This is a genomic window from Paractinoplanes toevensis, assembly GCF_018332695.1.
GTDB lineage: Bacteria > Actinomycetota > Actinomycetes > Mycobacteriales > Micromonosporaceae > Actinoplanes > Actinoplanes toevensis.
The window spans coordinates 1-20,205 of record NZ_BOQN01000046.1 but is presented as its reverse complement, the minus strand read 5'-3'; the positions used below and the strand labels follow the sequence as shown (position 1 = coordinate 20,205).

Below are 20,205 nucleotides of genomic sequence, written 5' to 3'. Positions count from 1 at the left end.
GTCAAACCCCCAGGACCGCCGCCGTTTCCTCGCGCAGGGTGCGCAGGGCGGCGGCCGCCCGGGTACGCGCCGCGGCCACGTCGCCGTCGGCGACCGGCTCGACCACCTCGAGGTACGCCTTGAGCTTCGGCTCGGTGCCGGACGGCCGGATCACCACGCGTACGGCGGCGGTCCGGAAGGTCAGCACGTCGTTGTCGGGCAGCAGGTCGTTCACCCCGGTCAGCGGCGCGCCCAGCAGGGTGGCGGGCGGGTTCGACCGGGCCCGGCCCATCGCCACGCCGATCTCGGCCAGGTCGTCGACCCGCACCGACAGCTGGTCGGTGGCGTGCACCCCGAACTCGGCGGCCAGCTCGTCCAGCCGGTCGGCCAGGGTCTTCCCGTCGAGTTTCAACGAGGCCGCCAGCTCGGCCACGGTCAGGGCGGCCGTGATCCCGTCCTTGTCCCGCACCATCGCCGGGGCCACGCAGTAGCCGAGCGCCTCCTCGTAGCCGAAGGCCAGGTCCTCGTCGGCCCGGACGATCCACTTGAAGCCGGTCAGGGTCTCGGCGTAGGGCACGCCACGGGCCTGACTGAGCCGGCCGAGCAGCTGCGACGAGACGATCGTGGTCGCGTACGTGCCGGGCACGCCCCGCCGGATCAGGTGGTCGGCGAGCAGCACGCCCAGCTCGTCGCCGCGCAGCGGCCGCCACCCGTCCGCCGAGGGGATCGCCACCGCGCACCGGTCCGCGTCGGGGTCGTTGGCGATCGCCAGGTCGGCGTGGTGCGCAGCGGCCAACGCCAGCAGGTTGTCCATCGCGCCCGGTTCTTCCGGGTTGGGAAAGGCCACGGTGGGAAAGTCGGGATCAGGGGTGAACTGATTCGGCACGAAGGCCGGCGGCGGGAAACCGGCCGCCGCGAAGGCCGCCAGCACGGTCTCCCCGCCGACGCCGTGCAGCGGGGTGTACGCGATCGCCAGGTCACGTGGCCCGCCGTCGGATAGCACGGCCGCCGCACTCGACACGTACCCAGCAATGATCTTGTCGTCGAGGAGCGTGCCCGGACCGCCCAGCCGGACCTGCGCGAGCGGGCCGACGGCCCGGATGGCCGCCTCGATGCCGGTGTCGGCCGGCGGGACGATCTGCGCGCCGTCCCCGGCCGGTCCGCCCAGCTCGCGCCCGAGGTAGACCTTGTAGCCGTTGTCCTGCGGCGGGTTGTGGCTGGCCGTGACCATCACCCCGGCCACCGCGTCCAGCGTGCGCACCGCGTAGGCGAGCACCGGCGTGGGCAGCGTGCCGGGCATCAGCAGCGCCTCCCGGCCGGCGCCGGTGGCGACCCGGGCGGTGCGCTCGGCGAAGTCGCGGGAGCCGTACCGCGCGTCGTAGCCGATCACCAGCGGCCCGGTGCCGCCCTGCTCGGTTAGCCAGGCGACCAGCCCGGCGGCCGCGCGGGTGACCACCGCGAGGTTCATCCCGTTCGGCCCGGCGCGCAGCCGCCCGCGCAGCCCGGCCGTGCCGAAGGTCAGCGGACCGGCGAACCGGTCGCGCAGCTCGGCCTCCGTGCCGGGCAGCCCGTCGATCAGGGTGCGCAGCTCGTCGCGGCTGGCAGGGTCAGGGTCGTCGGCGAGCCACGTTTCCGCGGCCGCAGTGAGATCGAGCGCCATCAGGTGTTGATAGCACGCGACGACGGGTCAGGCGTCCTGCAGGGTGTAAGTCTTGATCATTTCATCGAAGATCGGCTTGCTGCCGGCGAACTGCGCCTCGGTCGCGGTCATGTAGAACGAGTACGCCTTGCCGTTCGTGATCACCGCACCCCACAGGCCGTGCCGGGCGGTGTCGCCGGTGCCGCAGGTGTATTCCAGGACCGCGCCGTCCTTGCCGGAGATCGTGGTCTTGGCGAGGTTGACCCGGTTGTACGGCTTCGGGCAGTTCGTCGACTTGGTCTTCAGCGTGGTCTCCGCGACGCCGAGGAACGACGTGGGCGTGCCCTTCGACGACTCGACCAGGATGCGCACCTTGTGCTTGGCGTCCCCGGGGTCGGCGTAGTCGACCCAGGTGCCGGCGGCCTTGCGGGTCCAGCCCTTGGGCACCTGCACCGAGATGCCGCGGTCGTTGTACTCCTGGGTTTCGAACGCGGGCGCGGCCGGTTCGCTGACCGTCTCCTGGGCGGTGGGGGGTGCCGTCGTGCCACCCTTGCCACCCACCAGCGAGAAGACCACGACCAGGAGGATCACGACGGCGAGCGCGCTGCCGCCGGCGATCAGCTGCTTGTTGCGTTCCCAGCCCTTGAACGTGGTGACCGCGCGGTCGGTGGTCTGCCGGACCGTGCCGATCGCGTTGTCGATCATCTGCTTGCGCTTGACCGACGGGCTCGACACCACGGTGCCGCCCATCGGCTCGCGGGCCGCGCGGGCGCCGTCCCAGGCGGCCCGCGGCGGGATCACGCTGGTCGGATCGCCACCGCCGGCGCGGGCGGTCGGCATCATGCCGGTCGGGGCGAGTGTGTCGGGCGGCTCGGGCGCGCGCCGCCGGCCACCGGCGGCCGGCGCGTTGCTCTGCTGGAGCTTGGCCAGATGGTCGGTGAGCGACTGGCCGGCCGGGAGCATGGCGCGGCCACCGATCTGGCCGCTCGGCTGCGGCGGGATCGGCTGGGTCTCGGCCGGCGCGGCCGGCGGCCGCTGAGCCGGAACCACCGAATAGGGGTCGGTCGTCATGTGCGGCGGGGCCTTGCTGGCCAGCGGGCCGGCCAGCTGCTGACGCAGCATCGTCCGGGCCGTCTGTACGTCCATCCGGCGAGCCGGGTCCTTCTCCAGCAGACCCATGAGTACGGGCGTGAGCGAACCCGCCCGCACCGCCGGGGCCGGCGGGTCCTCGACCACGGCGTGCATGGTCTCGATCGGGTCGCCCTTGTCGAACGGGGGACGGCCCTCGACCGCGGTGAACAGCGTGACGCCCAGCGAGAACAGGTCGCTCGGCGGGCCGAAGTCGCTGCCCATGGCCCGCTCGGGCGAGATGAAGTGCGGCGAGCCGAGCACCATGCCGGGCGTGGTCAGCTGAATGTCGGTGGGCATCCGGGCGACACCGAAGTCGGTCAGCACGCAACGGCCGTCCGAGCAGATCAGCACGTTGGCCGGCTTGACGTCGCGGTGCAGCACGCCGTGCGCGTGGGCGACCTCGAGCGCGCCGAGCAGCGCAATGCCGATCTTGGCGACGACCCGGGGGGTGACCGGCCCGTCCTCGATCACCATGTCGGCGAGGCTGCGCGCGTCGAGCAGCTCCATCACGATCCACGGCCGGCCGTTCTCGTGGACGACGTCGTAGACCTGGACCACCGCGGGGTGCTGCAGCGCGGCCGCGGCACGGGCCTCGCGCATGGTCCGCTCATACATCGAGTCGCGGTCGCTGGGCGCCAGGCCCGGCGGCAGCACGACCTCCTTGATCGCCACGTCCCGGCGCAGCAGCGTGTCCGCCGCTCGCCAGACCGTGCCCATGCCACCGTGGCCCACCGCGGCACGCAGGGTGTAGCGGCCACCGATGAGAGTGCCCGGGGCCGCGCGTCCGCTGGTGTGAGCCGTGTTGCCGCCGCTCCACGTCGGAATCTGAGTCACTGAGGATGCCACCGAGGGGGTCTAGGGGCCGTCGACCAACCCCGCTATCTTGCCCGTAGCCGACCCCTATTTGAAAGCCGCAGGGCCGGTGTTCCTTTCAAGTCGACAAACCGTGACCGGGAAACCGCGCTGTGTTTCCATTATCGGACTCTCTGTGCAAAACACCTCACGCTCCAGGGCTGAACGAAGCCTTAGGATCACGCTTGTGAACTCAGAGTCGGGTTTCGAGATCAAGCCGGTTTACCGCCCCGAGGATGTTCCGGCGGACGTGCCGATCGGCGAGCCGGGTGAATTTCCTTACACCCGCGGCGTCTACCCGACCATGTACACGAAACGCCCGTGGACCATGCGGCAGTACGCCGGGTTCGGCACCGCGTCCGAGTCCAACGCTCGCTATCACCAGCTGCTGAAGGCCGGCACGATGGGCCTCTCGGTGGCGTTCGACCTGCCCACCCAGATGGGTTACGACTCCGACGAACCGATCGCGCACGGCGAGGTCGGCAAGGTGGGGGTGGCCATCGACTCGATCGACGACATGCGGCAGTTGTTCGCCGGCATCCCGCTCGACCAGGTCTCCACCTCGATGACGATCAACGCGCCCGGGTCGGTGCTGCTGCTGCTCTACCAACTGGTGGCCGAGGAGCAGGGGGTCGACGGCGGCCGGCTGCAGGGCACCATCCAGAACGACATCCTGAAGGAATACATCGCCCGCGGGACGTACATCTTCCCGCCGAAGCCGTCGCTGCGGCTGGTCGCCGACACGTTCGCGTACTGCCGCAGCGAGATCCCGAAGTGGAACACCATCTCGATCTCCGGTTACCACATGGCCGAGGCCGGCGCCTCGCCCGCGCAGGAGATCGCCTTCACCCTGGCCAACGGCATGGAGTACGTCCGGGCCGCGCTCGCCGCCGGGCTGGCCGTGGACGACTTCGCGCCCCGGCTGTCGTTCTTCTTCGTGGCCCGCACCACCTTGCTCGAGGAGATCGCGAAGTTCCGCGCGGCCCGCCGGATGTGGGCTCGGATCATGCGCGAGGAGTTCGGCGCCCAGGACCCGAAATCGCTGATGCTCCGCTTCCACACGCAGACCGCAGGGGTACAGCTCACCGCCCAGCAGCCCGAGGTCAACCTGGTGCGGGTGGCCATCCAGGCGCTCGGCGCGATCGCCGGCGGCACCCAATCACTGCACACCAACGCGTACGACGAGGCCATCGCGCTGCCCACCGAGAAATCGGCCCGGCTCGCGCTGCGCACCCAGCAGGTGCTCGCCTACGAGAGCGGCCTGACCGGCACGGTCGACCCGTTCGCCGGCTCGTACGCGATCGAGGCGCTGACCGACGAGGTGGAGCGGGAGGCGACCGCCCTGATCGAGCGGGTCTTCTCGTTCGGCTCGGCGGTCGACGCCATCGAGCAGGGCTTCCAGAAGGAAGAGATCGAGACGTCGGCGTACCGGATCGCGAACGAGATCGACGCCGGTGACCGGGTGGTGGTCGGGGTCAACCGCTTCACCTCCGACGATCAGGAACGCTACGACCCGCTGCGCGTCGACCCGGCCATCGAGGCCGCTCAGGTCGCCCGGCTGGCGAAACTGCGGGCCGAACGGAACTCCGCCGCGGTTGAGGCCGCGCTCGGGGATTTGGCGAAGGCCGCCCAGGGAACAGAGAACGTTCTACCTTTGATGAAGCAAGCATTGCGCCTGCGTGGCACCGTAGGCGAGGTGTGTCACACGCTGCGTGGTGTCTGGGGCGTCTACCACCCGGTGGAGCGTTTCTAGAATTGGGCTTACACGTTGTAGAACCGGACGCTCTTACCAGGGCATTCGTGACACAGCGCAAGGTTGCCTGCACCCGAATGACGTTGCACAGCGTCACCAAATTGGGTCTAAGCTGTCGCGCGTCCCGAAAACCCGACAAACCTTCGAGAGCGATACGGAAACCGACGTGACTACTGCTCTGGAACGGCCCCGCGACGGGGCCTCAGCGGAGTGGCCCGGGCCGTTGCCCGGAGCCGAGCCTCTGCCCGGCCAGCTCGACCGCTGGCTCGCCTCGCGCGGCGCGGAGCTGGTAGCGATTCGTCGGCACATCCACGCGCACCCGGAGCGTTCGTTCCACGAGTTCGAGACCGCCGCCCTGATCGCCCGCGAGCTGGCCGTGGCCGGCCTGTCGCCGCGGATGCTGCCCAAGGGCAACGGCGTCGTCTGCGACATCGGCGAGGGGGACCGGGTCATCGCGTTCCGCGCCGACCTCGACGCCCTGCCGCTGGCCGACCTCAAGGACGTGCCCTACAAGTCGACCGTCGACGGCGTCGCGCACGCCTGCGGGCACGACGTGCACACCACCGTCCTGCTCGGCCTCGGCCTGGCCCTGGCCCAGCTCGCCGATCGGGGCGAGCTGCCCGGCCGGGTTCGGCTGATCTTCCAGCCCGGCGAGGAGGCGATCCCGTCCGGCGCGCCCGAGGTGATCGCGGCCGGCGCGCTCAAGGACGTGGCCGCCATCTACGCGCTGCACTGCTACCCCCAGCTGCCGGCCGGCCTGGTCGGCGTGCGCTCCGGGCCGTTTACGGCCGCGGCCGACACCGTCTCGGTGAAGCTGACCGGCCCGGGTGGACACACCGCCCGGCCGCACCTGACCGCCGACCTGGTGCACGCGCTGGGCCGGATCATCGTGGACGTGCCGGCGCTGCTCGACCGCCGGATCGATCCGCGGGCCGGGGTCTCGATGGTGTGGGGTTCGGTGCACGCGGGCGAGGCGTTCAACGCGATCCCCGGCGTCGGCGAGGCGTCCGGCACGGTCCGCATCCTCAACCGGGAGGCGTGGCGCCAGGCGCCCGACCTGATCAGCCAGTTGATCCGCGACGTGGTGGCGCCGACCGGCGCCGAGGTCGAGGTCACCTACCGGCGGGGCGTCCCGCCGGTGATCAACGACCGGATGGCGGCGGCCGTGATCGCCGGTGCGGCCGGTGCCGCGCTCGGCGCCGACCGGGTGGTCGAGGCCGAGATCAGCATGGGCGGCGAGGACTTCGCGTTCTACCTCGACCACGTGCCCGGCGCGATGATCCGGCTGGGCACCGGGGTGCCCGGCTCGGACGAGAAGCACGACCTGCACCAGGGCGACTTCGACGTGGACGAGAGGTGCATCGAGCACGGTGTGCGGGTCTTCGTGCACACCGCACTCGCTGCGTTGTCGACCGGCGCTTTCTGAGACCGCGGTTCTACTCCTTGCCCGGCGGGTTCCCCGGCGGGTTCTCCGATGGGGCGGCCGGTGAGGTCGGTGCGGCGGCGGGCGATGTCTGCGCGGCCCGCGGCAGGCGCGTCGGCGGCACCCCGAGGCCCGATGTGGCGAATGCGGGCTGCGGCGGACGATTCCGCTGCCAGCGCCGGTAGGCCCAGAGCAGCGCCCAGATCGGCAGGCCGATCACGATCAGCCAGGGCAGCAGCGCGCCCAGCACGGTCAGCAGCACCTTCAGCGAGGCGAGCAGCGCGTCCCACCCCGCGGACAGCCCGCCGAGGAAACCGGCCGGGTCGTCGTCCGTCTTCACACCCGGCGTCTCCGGGCCGAGGAAGGTCACGGTGATCGTGGACAGCGCGGTGAGATCGGCCAACCGCCGCTTCTTGGCCTGCAGCGACGCCAGGTCGGACTCCCGGGTGGCCACCTCTTTCTCCAGCATGACCAGGTCGTCCAGCGACTTGGCCTGGGCGAGCAGTTTGCGACCGCTGGTGACCCGGGCCTCCTGGACCGCGATCCGGGCATCCAGGTCGACGGTCTGCTCGGTGACGTCCTCGGTGTTGATCTCCCGGGTCTCCTCGGTGCCCAGCTTGGACAGCGAGTCGACGGTGGGGGCGAACTTCTCGGCCGGAATCCGCAGGGTGAGCGTGGCGGTGCCCGATCCGGTGCTGCCGCTGTTGCGATTGTCGCCGCCGACGAAGCCGCCCGCGGTCTGCGCGATGCCGGTGGCCAGCCCGGCCGCGGCGTTGACGTCCTTGACCCGCACCGAAGTGGAGCCACGATAGATGATCGACCGCTGGTCGACGCCGAGGTCCGGCGCCTGGGCCGGCACATCCCGGGCCTGGGCCTGATCGGCCGCCCCGCCCTCGGCGGCCTGCGGAGCCGCCGCGACCTTCTCACCGCTGTCGGTCACCCCGGCCGAACTGGCGGAGTTGTCGGAACTGTCGGCACCGCAACCGGTCAAAATGATTCCCGCGGCCAGCGCGGAGGTAATGAGCAGAGTTGTTCGGACACGCATGTCTTCTCCGATCCCCGTTGAAGGCGTGCATCTGGGACGTGCGGCATGCCCATCCCGGTTCCGGCAGACTGCGGGTGGAACGGTTACGAATCAGCAGCGGAGGAGTCCCGTGCGCATCACGAAGTACACGCATTCCTGCCTGCGGATCGATGGCGCCGGGGTGCTGGTGGTCGATCCGGGCGAATTCAGCGAGCGATCCGCGCTCGACGGCGCCGACGCGGTGCTGATCACCCACGAGCACATCGACCACCTGGATCTCGCGGCGGTCGCCGACACGGCGGCCCGCAATCCGGCGCTGCGGGTCTTCGCGCACGCCGACGTGCTGCCCAAGCTCGCCGCCTTCGGCGACATCGCCACCGCGGTGGCGCCGGGTGAGACTTTCGAGGCGGCCGGTTTCCGGGTACGCGCGTACGGCGGCCGGCACGCGGTGATCCACTCGGACATCCCGCGGATCGCGAACCTCGGCTATCTGATCGCCGACGACGACACGAACGTCTACACCCCCGGCGACTCGTTCACCGTCCCGGAGGACACGGTCGTGGACACGCTCTTCGTCCCGTTGAATGCTCCATGGATGAAGCTGATGGAGTCGATCGATTTCGCCCGGGCGGTCAAGCCCGGACGCGCCTACGCGCTGCACGATTTCCTGCTGACCGAGACCGGCGCGAAGGTCTCCGACGGGCACCTCGAGCGGTTGTCCGGCACCAAGTACGCGCACGTGGCGCCCGGGACCACGATCTGACGTGCCCAGCGCCACCGATGAACTGATCCAGCGGCTCTACTCGGAGCCGCCGGACGGCTTCGTGGCGGCCCGCACCGCCGCGATCAACGAGGCCAAGCAGGCCGGGGACCGGGAGGCGGCCAAGCGTCTCGCCGCCCTCAAGAAACCGACCGTGGCGGCCTGGGTGGTCAACCTGCTGGCGTTGCGCCGCCCCGAGCTCATCGAGGAGTTGGTCGAGCTGTCCTCGGCCCTCCGCGAGGCGCAGCGCGGCCTGCAGGGTGACCAACTGCGGGAGCTGACCGCGCAGCGTCGGCAGGTGGTGTCGGCGCTGGTCGGCGCGGCCCGGCGGCTCGCCGTCGAAGCCTCGGGTCCGGGCGCGAAGCTGCCGCTGGGCGAGGTGGAGGCGACGCTGACCGCCGCGCTGGCCGAGCCGGAGGTCGCGGCTCAGGTGCGCACCGGGCGGCTGATCCGGGCCGCCACCTATGCCGGGTTCGGGGAGGTGCCGCGACCGCGGCTGCGGCTGGTCACCGATGACGTCGCTTCCGACGAGGACGAATCGGACGATGACGAGAGCGCCGAGGTCGTCGAATTTCCGCAGCCCTCGTCCCGGGAGCGGGCCGCGGCCGAGCGGCGGCGACGGGAGGTCGAGCAGCGGCAGCGGGAGCTGCGCCGCGAGCTGAGCGCCGCGCAGGCCGCCGAGCGCCGCGCCGACGAGCAGTTGGAGAAGGCCGAGGCGGCCGAGCGCGACGCCGAGCACCTGGTCGAGGACCTGGATGCCGAGCTTGCCGAGCTGGAGCGCCGCCGCACCGAGGCCCAGGCCGACGTGGCCCGGCGCAAACAGGCTCGGCGGGCAGCCGAGCGGGAGACCGCGGTAGCCCGGCGCCAGGTGGGTGACGTACAGGCAGCTTTGGAAGATCTTGAATCGGACGAGCCGGATTGATCCGGTTTGCCGGTCGGGATGGGAAGAATATTTTCCAGATCGGGCATGGAAGAGCAGAATCGGCGCGTGACCCCCGAACAGGCTGCCGCCAACGCCAAAACGGGACTCGCAACGATCGTGGGCGCCTTTGCCGAGTCGCCACAGACGCTTCGCCGCGCGCGTCTGCTGGGTTTGTCCGGCTGGGCTTACCACGTGTCGGCGCGGGCCGGTGCGCTCGGCGAGGTAAGACCGGAAACCGTGGCCGCGGCCATCGGCTTCATCGCGCCCGAGGCCGTCATCGACGGCTGGGAGGCGACCGCCAAGACCTCGGCGCCGATGGAGGTGGCCACCTGGCACCTGCACGAGCTGTGCAAGTGGGGCATCGAGCAGCTCGGTGGCTTTCCCCGGCTGGGCCGGCTGCTCGAGCTGACCGGCCGGGTGGTCGACGCGGTGGAGCACGCCGGGCTGCCGCTGTTCGCCGCCTGGCGGGCCATGCCGGTGCCCGACCAGGCGCCCGGTGCCCGCGCCGCGGTGATCCTGCACCTGCTGCACGAGCATCGGCTCGGCGTGCACCTGGTGGCCGTGCGGGCCAGCGGGCTCACCCCACTCCAGGCGATCATCGCGGGCCCGGAGGGGGAGACCGGCGCGGTCGCGTTCGGCTGGCAGCCGCCATACCCTCCGGCCGGCCCGATCGTGCGGCGCCTGCTGTGGGCCGACTCGGTGGGTGACGCGCTGGCCGGTCAGGCCTACGGGACGCTGGACATGGCCGAGCGCATCGAGCTGGTCGGCCTGCTGGAGTCACTGAGCCAGCGCCTCGCGCGATAGGAACGCGACAGGAACGCGATAGAAATCGGTCGACGACCGCCGCACCCCCATGGTCGGATGCTCGCCATGACGACCGCGCTGCCCGAGGGCTGGACCACCCGCCGGCCGAAACTCGACGATGCCGCCGCCATCCTGGCTCTCGTGCACGCGTGCGACATCGCGTCCATCGGGGAGCCCGACTTCACCCTCGACGAGGTGCGCGAGATGCTCACCGAGCCGAACACGGACATGACCCGGGACAGCTGGCTCGCGCTCGACACCGAGGGCCGGGTCGTCGGCTGGACCTATCCGCACAATGCCAACGGCCGCGACCGGGACTTCGCCGACGTCTACACCTGGCCGGAGCACGGGCGGCCGGCCCTGCGCCCACTGCTCGACCTGATCATGGGTCGGATGGCCGAGCGGGCGGCCCTGCTCGGCCACGATCCGTACGAGGTGCGGGCCGGCGCCATCCCGACCGAGGAGCACTACATCGAGGCGCTGCTCGGCGCCGGGTTCGTCTTCCTGAAGCAGCACGCCCGCATGCAGATCTCGCTGGCCGGGGTCTCGCCGGTCGCGCCCGAGCCGCCGCCCGGGGTGACCGTGCGCGAGGTGCGCGACGACGAGGACGACCTGCGGGCCGTGCACTCGGTGATCTACCAGGCGTTCGCCGACACCGACCACCTCGACACCGACTACGACAGCTGGCGCAAGCAGATGGCCAACGAGCCGTCGCTGTCCTTCGACGAGTGGTTCGTGGCCGAGATCGACGGCCGGGTCGTGGGCGCCCTCCAGTCGTCCGACGCCGGTGCCGACGACAACGAGGGCTGGGTGAAACGGCTGGGAGTGCTCCGGGCGTACCGGAAAAGGGGTGTCGGTGAAGCGCTGCTGCGCCGGGCCTTCGCGGTTTACGCCCGCAAGGGCCGCACCCGCGCGGGCCTCGGCGTCGACCTGGCCAACCCGACACAGGCCATCCGGCTGTACGAGGCGGTCGGGATGACCGCCCTGTACCGCTCGAACATCTACCGCACCTATGTGGCGGCGCGCGCCAGCTGACCCTCGTCCGCCAGCGGTTCGGTCTCGATCCGCGGCGGCGAGACCGGCGGGCGGCTCTTGCTGAGCCAGCGCTGCGGGGTGCGCTTGCGCCACCACTTCTCGGCCGGCTCCTCGACGTACGCGAAGAGCAGCCAGGACAGCACGTTCACCACCACGCCCATGCCGAGCAGGGTGAACAGCACCGCGTTGTTGTCCGGCATCCGGCCCCACTCGTAGGTCGCGAGCCGGCTGACCGAGTGGTGGATCAGGTAGAAGCTGTACGACCAGAGGCCGAACGCAACCAGGATCTTCGAGTTCAGGACACCCACCAGGCCGCGCATCTCCCGCTGCACGAAGGACAGGATGATCAGCGCGGACAGGAGTGCGATGCACTGCCGCACGGTGAAGTCGAGTTGCTGCACCAACGCGTGCGGCAGCCGCATCCGGCCCTGGTAGTACGCGATCACATAGACGAACAGCAGCGTGATCGGGATGAACGGGCGCAGCGGCAGTCGCCAGCCGCGCTTGAGGGCCAGCGCCATCGTCATGCCGAGCAGGAACTCGGGCAGGTAGAAGATCGGGTGACGCTGCACCCAGCCCGCGTGCGGCCCGGAGAGGTGCGCGGTGGCGAACCAGGCGACCGCCCACATGCCGATCAGCCCGCCCGCCGTGAGCAGCGCCAGGGTGCGGGTGCGCAGCTTGACGGCGACCCGGCCGAGCAGCGGGAACAGCGCGTAGAACAGCAGCTCGACACTGAGCGTCCAGGTCACCTCGTTACCCGGCAGGGTCGGCGTGACGTGCGGGAACCAGGTCTGCACCAGGAACACCGAGGAGATCAGGCTCCACCACTCGATGTCCTTGCCGGCGGCGATGTAATACGCATAGACGCCCAGCACCAGCGCGACCAGGTGGGCCGGCCAGATCCGGCCGACCCGGCGCCAGTAGAAGACGCCGGGATGCTCGCCGCCCCTGAACACCCACATCATCAGGAACCCGGACAGCACGAAGAAGAACGTGACGCCGTGCCCGCCGATCTCCGAATACGGGAAGATCAGCGGCGACCGGCCGAAGCCGGTCTTGCCGCCGAGGCCGGTGAAGTGGTGGGTGAAGACCGCGAAGGCCGCAAAGAACCGCAGGCTGGTCAGGGAGTCCAAACGCTTCGGCAGTACGGCCTCACCGGCGGCCCGGAAGCCTTGGAGAGACATAGGTTGAGCACATTACATGGCTCAGACTTCCGGCGTCGAGGTCGCGCTCGGGCGGTTCCGCAGGTCCTCGACGTAGTCGTCGGGCGCACCGGCCTTCTCGGCGGCGTTGGCGATCTCCGACAGATACCAGGTGGTGGGAAGGCCACCCTCGTACCCGTCGTAGACGTAGACCCAGGCGCTGAACTCGCCCTCGAGGGTTGATACACGCACGGTTAGCTTTTGGTACGCCCCCGCGGTCACTCCCTCGACCTCGTCGAGCTGTGCCGCATCCCACGGGTGGACGTCGTAGAGAGACACGAAGACCCGGTCGCCCGGCGACTCCACGATCGTGGTGACCGCGCCCTCCCAGCCCATTTCCCCCTCACCGGCGAAGGTCAGGCGCCAGCCTTCAATCCACCCCACGCCCACCATGGGCGAGTGCGGACAGTAGGCCCGCATGCGGGCCGGGTCCAGGTTTGAGCCATACGCGGCGTAATGACGCACGGCGATGACGATAGCCGGACTCGGCGGTCGTGGAGAATACAAGGAGTGCGTGTCGGCACAGTTGCCGTGTTACGGAGGGAAGCTCGTGAGTCGGATCGTGATCATCGGTGGGGGACCGGGTGGATATGAGGCGGCTCTGGTCGCCGCCCAACTCGGTGCGGAAGTAACCCTCATCGAGGCGGACGGGCCGGGTGGCGCCTGCGTCCTGACCGACTGCGTGCCGTCGAAGACCTTCATCGCCAGTTCCGAGATCATGACCGGTTATCGGCACAACGAGCGGTTCGGCATCAAGTCGCCCGGCCTGGACGGCGTCACGGTCGACGCGATCGCGGTGAACACCCGGGTCAAGAAGCTGGCGCTGGCCCAGTCCGGCGACATCCAGGCCAAGCTGATCAAGGCCGGGGTCGAGGTCGTGCACGGCCGGGCGCTGCTCGGCGAGGACACCCTCGGGCACACCCACCAGGTCCTCGTCATCCCGGAGGGCGGCGAGATGTACTCCATCGAGGCCGCCACCGTGCTGCTGGCGACCGGTGCGACCCCGCGGGTGCTGCCCACCGCCCGGCCCGACGGCGAGCGCATCCTCGACTGGCGGCAGGTCTACGACCTCACCGAGCTGCCCGAGCACCTGATCGTGGTCGGCTCCGGCGTGACCGGCGCCGAGTTCGCGAGTGCCTACGTCGCGATGGGCGCCAAGGTCACGCTGGTCTCCAGCCGCGAGCGGGTCATGCCGCACGAGGACGCCGACGCGGCGATGGCGATCGAACGGGTGTTCCGCGAGCGCGGCATGACGATCCTCAACCAGTCCCGCGCCGAGTCGGTGGTGAACACCGGCGACGGGGTGCTGGTGACGCTCTCCGACGGCCGTACGGTCGAGGGCTCGCATGCCCTGATGGCGGTCGGCGCGATCCCGAACACCGCGCAGCTGGGCCTGCGGGAGTACGGCGTGGACGTCGGCGACGGCGGCTACATCACGGTCGACCGGGTGTCGCGCACCAACGTGCCCGGCATCTACGCGGCCGGCGACTGCACCGGCGTGCTGCTGCTCGCCAGCGTGGCCGCCATGCAGGGCCGGATCGCGATCTGGCACGCCATGGGCGAGGCGGTGGCGCCGCTGCGGCTGCGCACGGTCTCGGCCAACGTGTTCACCGACCCGGAGCTGGCCACCGTCGGCGTCTCCCAGAATGAGGTCGACTCCGGTCGCACCCCGGCCCGCCAGGTGATGCTGCCGCTGACCGGCAACGCCCGGGCCAAGATGGCCGACCTGCACGACGGCTTCGTGAAACTGTTCTGCCGGCCGGCGACCGGTCAGATCGTGGGTGGCGTGGTGGTGGCGCCGAAGGCGAGCGAGCTGATCCTGCCGATCACGATGGCGATCGAGAACAACCTGACCGTGGACCAACTGGCCCACACGATCACTATCTACCCGTCGCTGTCCGGGTCGATTGCCGAGGCGGCACGTCAGCTGATGCAGCACGAGTTGCAGTGACGTCGGCGGCGCCGGCCTTCTTCGCGGTCTCGGCCGCGCCGTCCTTGCGACCGCCGAAGAGCGCCAGGATCCAGCCGGCCGTGCCGAAGATGACCGCGGCGGCGGCGGCGATCGCGAACAGCCGCCAGGCCGACTGGGTGATGGCGGTGCCGCCGATGTGACCGACGAGGCCGCCGTAACCGGCCCAGCAGAGAGCGGCGGCCCCGTCGTAAAGAATGAAGAGTTTGACCGGGTAACCGGTGCGGCCGGCGTGGAAGCCGGCCGCCATCCGCCCACCGGGCACGAACCGGCACAGCAGCAGCACGAGCGGCCCGGGCCGGCGCAGGCCGCGGGTGAAGCGCATCGCGGCCTTCTTGGTGCGGGACTCCTCGCGCGGGGTGTCCTCGTCGTGCCTGGGTGCGTAGCGGGAGCGCAGCGTGGAGAGCCAGCTGCGGCCGACATGACCGGTGGTGCGGCCGAGCAGGAAGGCGATCGAGTCGCCGGTGAACATGCCGGCCGCGCCGATCGCGATGACCAGCGGAAGACTCAGGTTGCCGTAGACGGTGAGGGCCCCGGACGTGATCATGATCGCCTGGATCGGGACCACCGGCACCAGGGCGTCGACCGTCAGGAAGCCGAACAGCGCCAGGTAGGCCCACACCGGGGTGGCCATCATGGTCAACAGTTCGGTCATCGGATCGGCCACCTCACGGCATCAGGGCTTGCCACATTGTCGATGGGCGTACCTGAGAATGTGCTGTGCTCCAGCATGCGCCCTGATCAGGGCCCCGTAACGGTGATACCTGACACGGTATTGTCCCCGCCCGGCCAAGGTTCCGAGGCGGCTCCGCGCCGGTTATTTCCCTTTATTTCATCAGCGGCCGCGCCACGGCTTTTTCGCGTGCCCCTCTGCGGCGTACCGTGAGAATGCCGGAGACACCGAGTCCCCCGTTCTCGGTGTGACCGGCCCGGGCCGTCGGTAGGTCCCGTACCGACGGCCCACCCCGGGCTGCGAAACGGCGACGTTTCCTTCGTTACTCGCACGCAATGAGCCGTGCGTAGATTCCTCGCATGGCGGATCTTTTCGAGGAGTACCGCCTCGGCCCCGGCTGGGACGAGATGTTCAGCGAGCCAGGCGTACCCCGTGATTCCTACGAGGCCCTGCACGCGACTCTCCAGCCGTTGTCGAGTGCGGAACTGGGCGTGCGTGCGGAGGTGCTTGCCCGGGCGTTCCTCGACCAGGGCATCACATTCGCGCTCAAGGGCGTCGAGCGGCCCTTCCCGCTGGACATCGTGCCGAGGATCATCGCGGCCGCCGAATGGCGGTCGGTCGAGCGCGGCGTGGCCCAGCGGATCCGGGCGCTCGAGGCGTTCCTGGCCGATGTGTACGGCGCCGGTCAGGTGCTCGCCGACGGCGTGGTGCCGCGCCGGATCATCGCGACCAGCGCCCACTTCCTGCGCGCGGCGGCCGGCATCAATCCGCCCAACGGGGTCCGCATCCACGTGGCCGGGGTCGACCTGATCCGCGACGAGGAGGGCGCGTTCCGGGTCCTCGAGGACAACGTGCGCATCCCGTCCGGGGTGAGCTACGTGATGGAAAATCGCCGGGCGATGGCCCAGGTGCTGCCCGAGGTGTTCGCGGCCACCCGCATCCTGCCGGTCGAGTCCTACCCGGCGATGCTGCTGCGGGCGTTGCGGGCGGCCGCGCCGGTGGGGGTCAACGACCCGACCGTCGTGGTGCTGAGTCCCGGCGTCTACAACTCGGCGTACTTCGAGCACGCGCTGATCGCCCGGGAGATGGGCGTCGAGCTGGTCGAGGGCCGCGACCTCGTCTGCGTCGGCAACGACGTGGCCATGCGCACCACGGCCGGCGAGCAGCGGGTGGACGTCATCTACCGGCGCATCGACGACGACTTCCTCGATCCGGTGCACTTCCGGGCCGACTCGGTGATCGGGGTGGCGGGTCTGCTCAACGCGGCCCGGGCCGGCCGGGTCACGATCGCCAACGCGGTCGGCAACGGTGTCGCCGACGACAAGCTCCTCTACACCTACGTGCCCGACCTGATCCGGTACTACCTGAACGAAGAGCCGCTGCTGCCGAACGTCGACACCTACCGGCTCGACGAACCGGGAGTCCTCGATCAGGTGCTGCCGCAGCTCGACCGGCTGGTGATGAAGCCGGTCGACGGGGCCGGGGGCGCGGGCATCGTCATCGGGTCACAAGCCTCGGATCAAGAGCTTTCCGACGTACGCCAAAAGATTGTCGAAAATCCCCGGGGCTGGATCGCCCAGCGTGAGGTCAAACTGTCGATGGTGCCGACGCTGATCGGCAACCGCCTGCGCGGACGGCACGTCGACCTGCGGCCGTTCGCGGTCAACGACGGCGAGAAGATCTGGGTGCTGCCCGGCGGCCTGACCCGGGTCGCGCTGCCCGAGGGCGCGCTGGTGGTCAACTCCAGCCAGGGCGGCGGATCCAAGGACACCTGGGTGCTTGCCGCCGAGGACGACCTGACCCCGTTCGAGGTGCCGCACCTGCCGGCCGCGCCGGAGCCGCTGCTCGCGGCCGAGAGCCCGGACGTCGGGCCCGGCGCCGCGGGCAGCGAAGAACAGCAGCAACAACAGCAACAGGGGAGGCTCTCGTGCTGAGCCGCATCGCCGAGTCGCTCTACTGGATCGGCCGGTACGTCGAACGGGCCGAGGACACCGCCCGCATCCTCGACGTGCACCTGCAGCGGATGCTCGCCGATCCGTGGACCCAGGAGGACTCGGCCTGCCGGTCGCTGCTGGCGGTCATGGGCATGCCCACCACCGACGGCCCGTTCACCTCGGCCCGGGTCGTCGGCCTGCTCGGCCTCGACGAGCGCAACGCGTCCTCGGTGGTCGGCGCGCTCGCCGCCGCCCGGGAAAACGCCCGCGGCTCCCGGGAGACCGTCTCCTCGGAGATGTGGGAGTGCCTCAACTCCACCTGGCACGGCCTGCCCAACGCCCGGCGGCGGGTCGACCAGCAGGGCGTGCACGCGTTCTTCCGCTGGGTGCGGGAGCGCTGCGCGGTGATGGCCGGACTGACCGACGCGACCATGAGCCGCGACGAGGGCTGGCTGTTCCTGGTGCTCGGCCGCAGCGTGGAGCGGGTCGACATGACCGCCCGGCTGCTGCGCACGCACGAGCGGGCCGGCGGCAGCATCCCGACCTGGATGACCCTGCTGCGCTCCAGCGGAGCCTGGGAGACGTTCCTGCGCACCTACCGCGGCGCGCTCGACGACCGGCACGCGGCCGAGTTCCTGCTGCTCGACCGGCTGTTCCCGCGCTCGGTGTTCGCGGCCCTCTCCACCGCCGAGAGCTGCCTGACCGACCTGGAACCCGACCCGGGCCGGGCCGGCGTGGCCACCGACGCGCAGCGGATCGTCGGCCGGGCTCGCACCAACCTCGAGTTCCGTGGCGCGGACGAGCTGATCGGCGACCTGTCGCCGGTGCTGGCCAGCCTGGAAAAGACGTGCAAGCAGGTCAACGACGCGGTGTCGCGGCGTTACTTCCGCCAGACGACCGCGGTCAACTGGGTGCGGGGGGCGGTGGCATGACCGCCTGCACCGAGCGGCACTCCCGTGAGTTGCCCCACCAGGCCGCAGGCGAGGGCCAGAAGGGCATGCCTAAGGAGGACACAGCGTGACGGTGGATTCGTGGCGGCTGCGCATTCAGCACAAGAGCGGCATGGACTACGCCGGGCCGGTCTCGTCGTCCTACAACGAGGCCCGGATGTGGCCGCGCAACGGCACCCGGCAGGCCGTGCTCGACGCCCGGGTGGAGGTGTGGCCGCCGGCCCGCACCTACCGCTACGAGGACTACTGGGGGACCGTGGTCACCGCGTTCGACGTGCACGCCAAGCACGAGGCGCTGACCGTGACCGCGACCTCCACGGTCGAGACGCTGCCACCCGGCGACCTGCTCGACACCGGCTTCATGTGGGAGAGCCTCACCCAACACGTCGACCGCTGGTACGAACTGATCCTGCCGACCAAGCGCACCGGGCTGGACGACGAGCTGCGCGCGATCGCGGCCGACATCAAGGGCGCCCACGCCACCCCGCAGGCGGCCGCCCGCGCGGTCTGCGAGTTCGTCCGCGGCGAGGTCACCTACCAGCCCGGCGCGACCGGGGTGCAGAGCGACGCGCTGCACGCGTGGGAGCAGCGCAAGGGCGTCTGCCAGGACATCAGCCACCTGACCGTGGGCATGCTGCGGGAGATGGGCATGCCGGCCCGCTACGTCTCGGGCTACCTGCACCCGAAGCCGTCGGCCGCGATCGGCGACTCGGTGGTCGGCCAGAGCCACGCCTGGGTGGAGTGGTGGGTGGGCCGGTGGACGGCCTTCGACCCGACCAACGGGGTGCCGGTGGGGGAGCGCCACGTGGTGGTCGGACGCGGCCGGGAGTACGGCGACGTGCCCCCGCTCAAGGGTGTCTACGCCGGACCGAAGAGCACCCGACAGGGCGTCGAGGTGACGATCACTCGCCTACGCTGAGCGACATGCCCGCACTGATTCCGCCCACCGCCGACGTCCACGCCTCCTACCTGCGCGCGATGGACGAGCACATCGCCGAGGGCCGGGGCGGGCCCGGCGACGGCAGCAACGTGGGGCAGTACATTCGGCAGTTCGGCCAGGTGTGGGCGGCGCGCCCGGAGTTCGAGCGGTTCGTCGCCGGCCTGCGAGCCCAGGAGCTGGAGGACACGCCGCGCCCGGCGACCTACGTTCCCACGACGTCGCTGTGGTGGGTCGACGGCGACGAATACCTGGGCCGGCTGGGCATCCGGCACCGCCTGGCACCGGGCCGGATGGGCGAGCGCAACGGGCACATCGGCTATGACGTGCGGCCGTCGGCCCGCCGCAAGGGCCACGCGACCGCGATGCTGGCGGCGGCGCTGCCGATAGCCGCCGCGATCGGCCTGCGCGAGGTGCTGATCACCTGCGACGACACCAACGAAGCGTCCCGCCGCACCATCGAGCGCAACGGCGGCGTCCTGCACGACAAGCTGGACGAGAAGCTCCGATACTGGATCTTGACGACGCCAAGTTAAGCTTCGATCATGGCTTATCATCACGGTGACCTGCGCCGGGCCCTGCTCCAGGCGGCCGACGAGGCGATCACCGAGCAGGGCGTGGCCGCCCTGAGCATGCGCGACCTGGCCCGCCGGGCCGGGGTCTCGCACGCGGCGCCCACCCACCACTTCGGAGACAAGGCCGGCCTGCTGACCGCGTTCGCCACCTCCGGTTTCGAACAGCTGGCCAAGGCGCTCGCGACCTCCCGGCTGGCCAGCAACAGCTTCATCGAGCTGGGCGTCACGTATATCCGCTTCGCGACCACCCGCCGAGCCCTGTTCGAGGTCATGTTCCGCACCGACCTCTACCACGCCGCCGACCCAGAGCTACTGGCCGCAAGGTCCAAGGCGGCCGACGCGCTCTACGCCGCAGTCTCCGACCTGCCCGGCAGCCTGCTGGTCCAAGACCCGCCCCCAGAGGCCCGCCCGGTCAAGCCCGGCACAGCCGAGACGGCCCCACCCGAGGTGCGCACCGCCGGCCTGGCCGCCTGGTCAATGGCACACGGCTTCGCCACGCTGTGGCTGACCGGGGCTTTCCCCGACCGAGACCTCGACCCAGCCGAAACGGCCCGCATCCTGTTCAGCGAGCTGTCCCGCGACTTCGCACCATAGGCGGCTCCCCTCTTCCCGCACGGTGGGTCGCGCTCCGGTTCCGCTCACG

At 70.5% G+C, this 20,205-nt stretch carries 18 protein-coding genes; 12 read left to right on the top strand and 6 right to left on the bottom strand.

Translation table 11 applies throughout. The annotated features are described in order from the left end of the window. Position 1 precedes the first annotated feature (1 nt). Entirely contained in the window at positions 2–1,639 is a 1,638-nt protein-coding gene (locus tag Ato02nite_RS15620) for a phospho-sugar mutase (protein ID WP_213007241.1), read from the bottom strand. Between the two features lie 27 nt (positions 1,640–1,666). Continuing rightward, a complete protein-coding gene (locus tag Ato02nite_RS15615) occupies positions 1,667–3,583 on the bottom strand; it encodes a serine/threonine-protein kinase (RefSeq protein WP_213007240.1) in 1,917 nt (638 codons plus the stop codon). A gap of 205 nt (positions 3,584–3,788) precedes the next feature. On the opposite strand from Ato02nite_RS15615, the gene Ato02nite_RS15610 reads away from it, so the two are divergent. Next, positions 3,789–5,354 carry an acyl-CoA mutase large subunit family protein gene (locus Ato02nite_RS15610; RefSeq protein WP_213007239.1) on the top strand — a complete coding sequence of 522 codons (1,566 nt, stop codon included), beginning with the start codon at positions 3,789–3,791 and terminating at the stop codon, positions 5,352–5,354. A 166-nt stretch (positions 5,355–5,520) separates the two neighbouring features. After that, entirely contained in the window at positions 5,521–6,780 is a 1,260-nt protein-coding gene (locus Ato02nite_RS15605) for an amidohydrolase (RefSeq protein WP_246607016.1), read from the top strand. A gap of 10 nt (positions 6,781–6,790) precedes the next feature. Here Ato02nite_RS15605 and Ato02nite_RS15600 read toward each other — a convergent pair whose 3' ends face one another. After that, positions 6,791–7,822: a DUF4349 domain-containing protein gene (locus Ato02nite_RS15600; protein WP_213007238.1), complete on the bottom strand. Its 1,032-nt coding sequence runs from the start codon at positions 7,820–7,822 to the stop codon at positions 6,791–6,793. A 109-nt stretch (positions 7,823–7,931) separates the two neighbouring features. Between Ato02nite_RS15600 and Ato02nite_RS15595 the strand changes: the two genes are divergently transcribed. From Ato02nite_RS15595 to Ato02nite_RS15580, 4 genes are all read left to right on the top strand, one after another. Then, a complete protein-coding gene (locus tag Ato02nite_RS15595) occupies positions 7,932–8,564 on the top strand; it encodes an MBL fold metallo-hydrolase (RefSeq protein ID WP_213007237.1) in 633 nt (210 codons plus the stop codon). A gap of 1 nt (position 8,565) precedes the next feature. Beyond that, positions 8,566–9,483, top strand: a complete 918-nt coding sequence (locus Ato02nite_RS15590) for a hypothetical protein (protein ID WP_213007236.1) — start codon at positions 8,566–8,568, stop codon at positions 9,481–9,483. A gap of 66 nt (positions 9,484–9,549) precedes the next feature. Beyond that, positions 9,550–10,287: an SCO6745 family protein gene (locus Ato02nite_RS15585; protein ID WP_213007235.1), complete on the top strand. Its 738-nt coding sequence runs from the start codon at positions 9,550–9,552 to the stop codon at positions 10,285–10,287. Between the two features lie 66 nt (positions 10,288–10,353). Continuing rightward, positions 10,354–11,322, top strand: a complete 969-nt coding sequence (locus Ato02nite_RS15580; protein WP_246607015.1) for a GNAT family N-acetyltransferase — start codon at positions 10,354–10,356, stop codon at positions 11,320–11,322. On the opposite strand, the gene Ato02nite_RS15575 is transcribed toward Ato02nite_RS15580, so the two are convergent. Both Ato02nite_RS15575 and Ato02nite_RS15570 read right to left on the bottom strand, forming a co-directional pair. Beyond that, a complete protein-coding gene (locus Ato02nite_RS15575; protein ID WP_213007233.1) occupies positions 11,298–12,506 on the bottom strand; it encodes an acyltransferase family protein in 1,209 nt (402 codons plus the stop codon). The two genes, Ato02nite_RS15580 and Ato02nite_RS15575, sit on opposite strands and share 25 nt — an antisense overlap. Positions 12,507–12,527: 21 nt before the next feature. Then, positions 12,528–12,989, bottom strand: a complete 462-nt coding sequence (locus tag Ato02nite_RS15570; RefSeq protein ID WP_213007232.1) for a gamma-glutamylcyclotransferase — start codon at positions 12,987–12,989, stop codon at positions 12,528–12,530. An 85-nt stretch (positions 12,990–13,074) separates the two neighbouring features. On the opposite strand from Ato02nite_RS15570, the gene Ato02nite_RS15565 reads away from it, so the two are divergent. Then, positions 13,075–14,475, top strand: a complete 1,401-nt coding sequence (locus Ato02nite_RS15565; protein WP_213007231.1) for an NAD(P)H-quinone dehydrogenase — start codon at positions 13,075–13,077, stop codon at positions 14,473–14,475. On the opposite strand, the gene Ato02nite_RS15560 is transcribed toward Ato02nite_RS15565, so the two are convergent. Continuing rightward, on the bottom strand, positions 14,405–15,148 hold the full coding sequence (locus tag Ato02nite_RS15560; RefSeq protein ID WP_213007230.1) for a DedA family protein: 744 nt from the start codon (positions 15,146–15,148) through the stop codon (positions 14,405–14,407). The two genes, Ato02nite_RS15565 and Ato02nite_RS15560, sit on opposite strands and share 71 nt — an antisense overlap. Positions 15,149–15,525: 377 nt before the next feature. Between Ato02nite_RS15560 and Ato02nite_RS15555 the strand changes: the two genes are divergently transcribed. The 5 genes from Ato02nite_RS15555 to Ato02nite_RS15535 all read left to right on the top strand — a co-directional run bounded on the left by Ato02nite_RS15555 (position 15,526) and on the right by Ato02nite_RS15535 (position 20,156). Then, positions 15,526–17,100 (top strand): circularly permuted type 2 ATP-grasp protein, encoded by a 1,575-nt coding sequence (locus Ato02nite_RS15555; RefSeq protein ID WP_213007229.1) that lies wholly within the window; start codon positions 15,526–15,528, stop codon positions 17,098–17,100. Next, the gene (locus Ato02nite_RS15550; RefSeq protein ID WP_213007228.1) at positions 17,094–18,032 is read left to right on the top strand and encodes an alpha-E domain-containing protein; all 939 of its coding nucleotides are present in this window, start codon (positions 17,094–17,096) and stop codon (positions 18,030–18,032) included. Before Ato02nite_RS15555 ends, Ato02nite_RS15550 begins: the two co-directional genes overlap by 7 nt. 85 nt (positions 18,033–18,117) lie before the next feature. After that, positions 18,118–18,969 carry a transglutaminase family protein gene (locus Ato02nite_RS15545; protein WP_246607014.1) on the top strand — a complete coding sequence of 284 codons (852 nt, stop codon included), beginning with the start codon at positions 18,118–18,120 and terminating at the stop codon, positions 18,967–18,969. 5 nt (positions 18,970–18,974) lie between these two features. Beyond that, entirely contained in the window at positions 18,975–19,523 is a 549-nt protein-coding gene (locus Ato02nite_RS15540) for a GNAT family N-acetyltransferase (RefSeq protein ID WP_213007227.1), read from the top strand. 9 nt (positions 19,524–19,532) lie between these two features. Further along, positions 19,533–20,156 carry a TetR/AcrR family transcriptional regulator gene (locus tag Ato02nite_RS15535; RefSeq protein ID WP_213007226.1) on the top strand — a complete coding sequence of 208 codons (624 nt, stop codon included), beginning with the start codon at positions 19,533–19,535 and terminating at the stop codon, positions 20,154–20,156. Positions 20,157–20,205 lie beyond the last annotated feature (49 nt).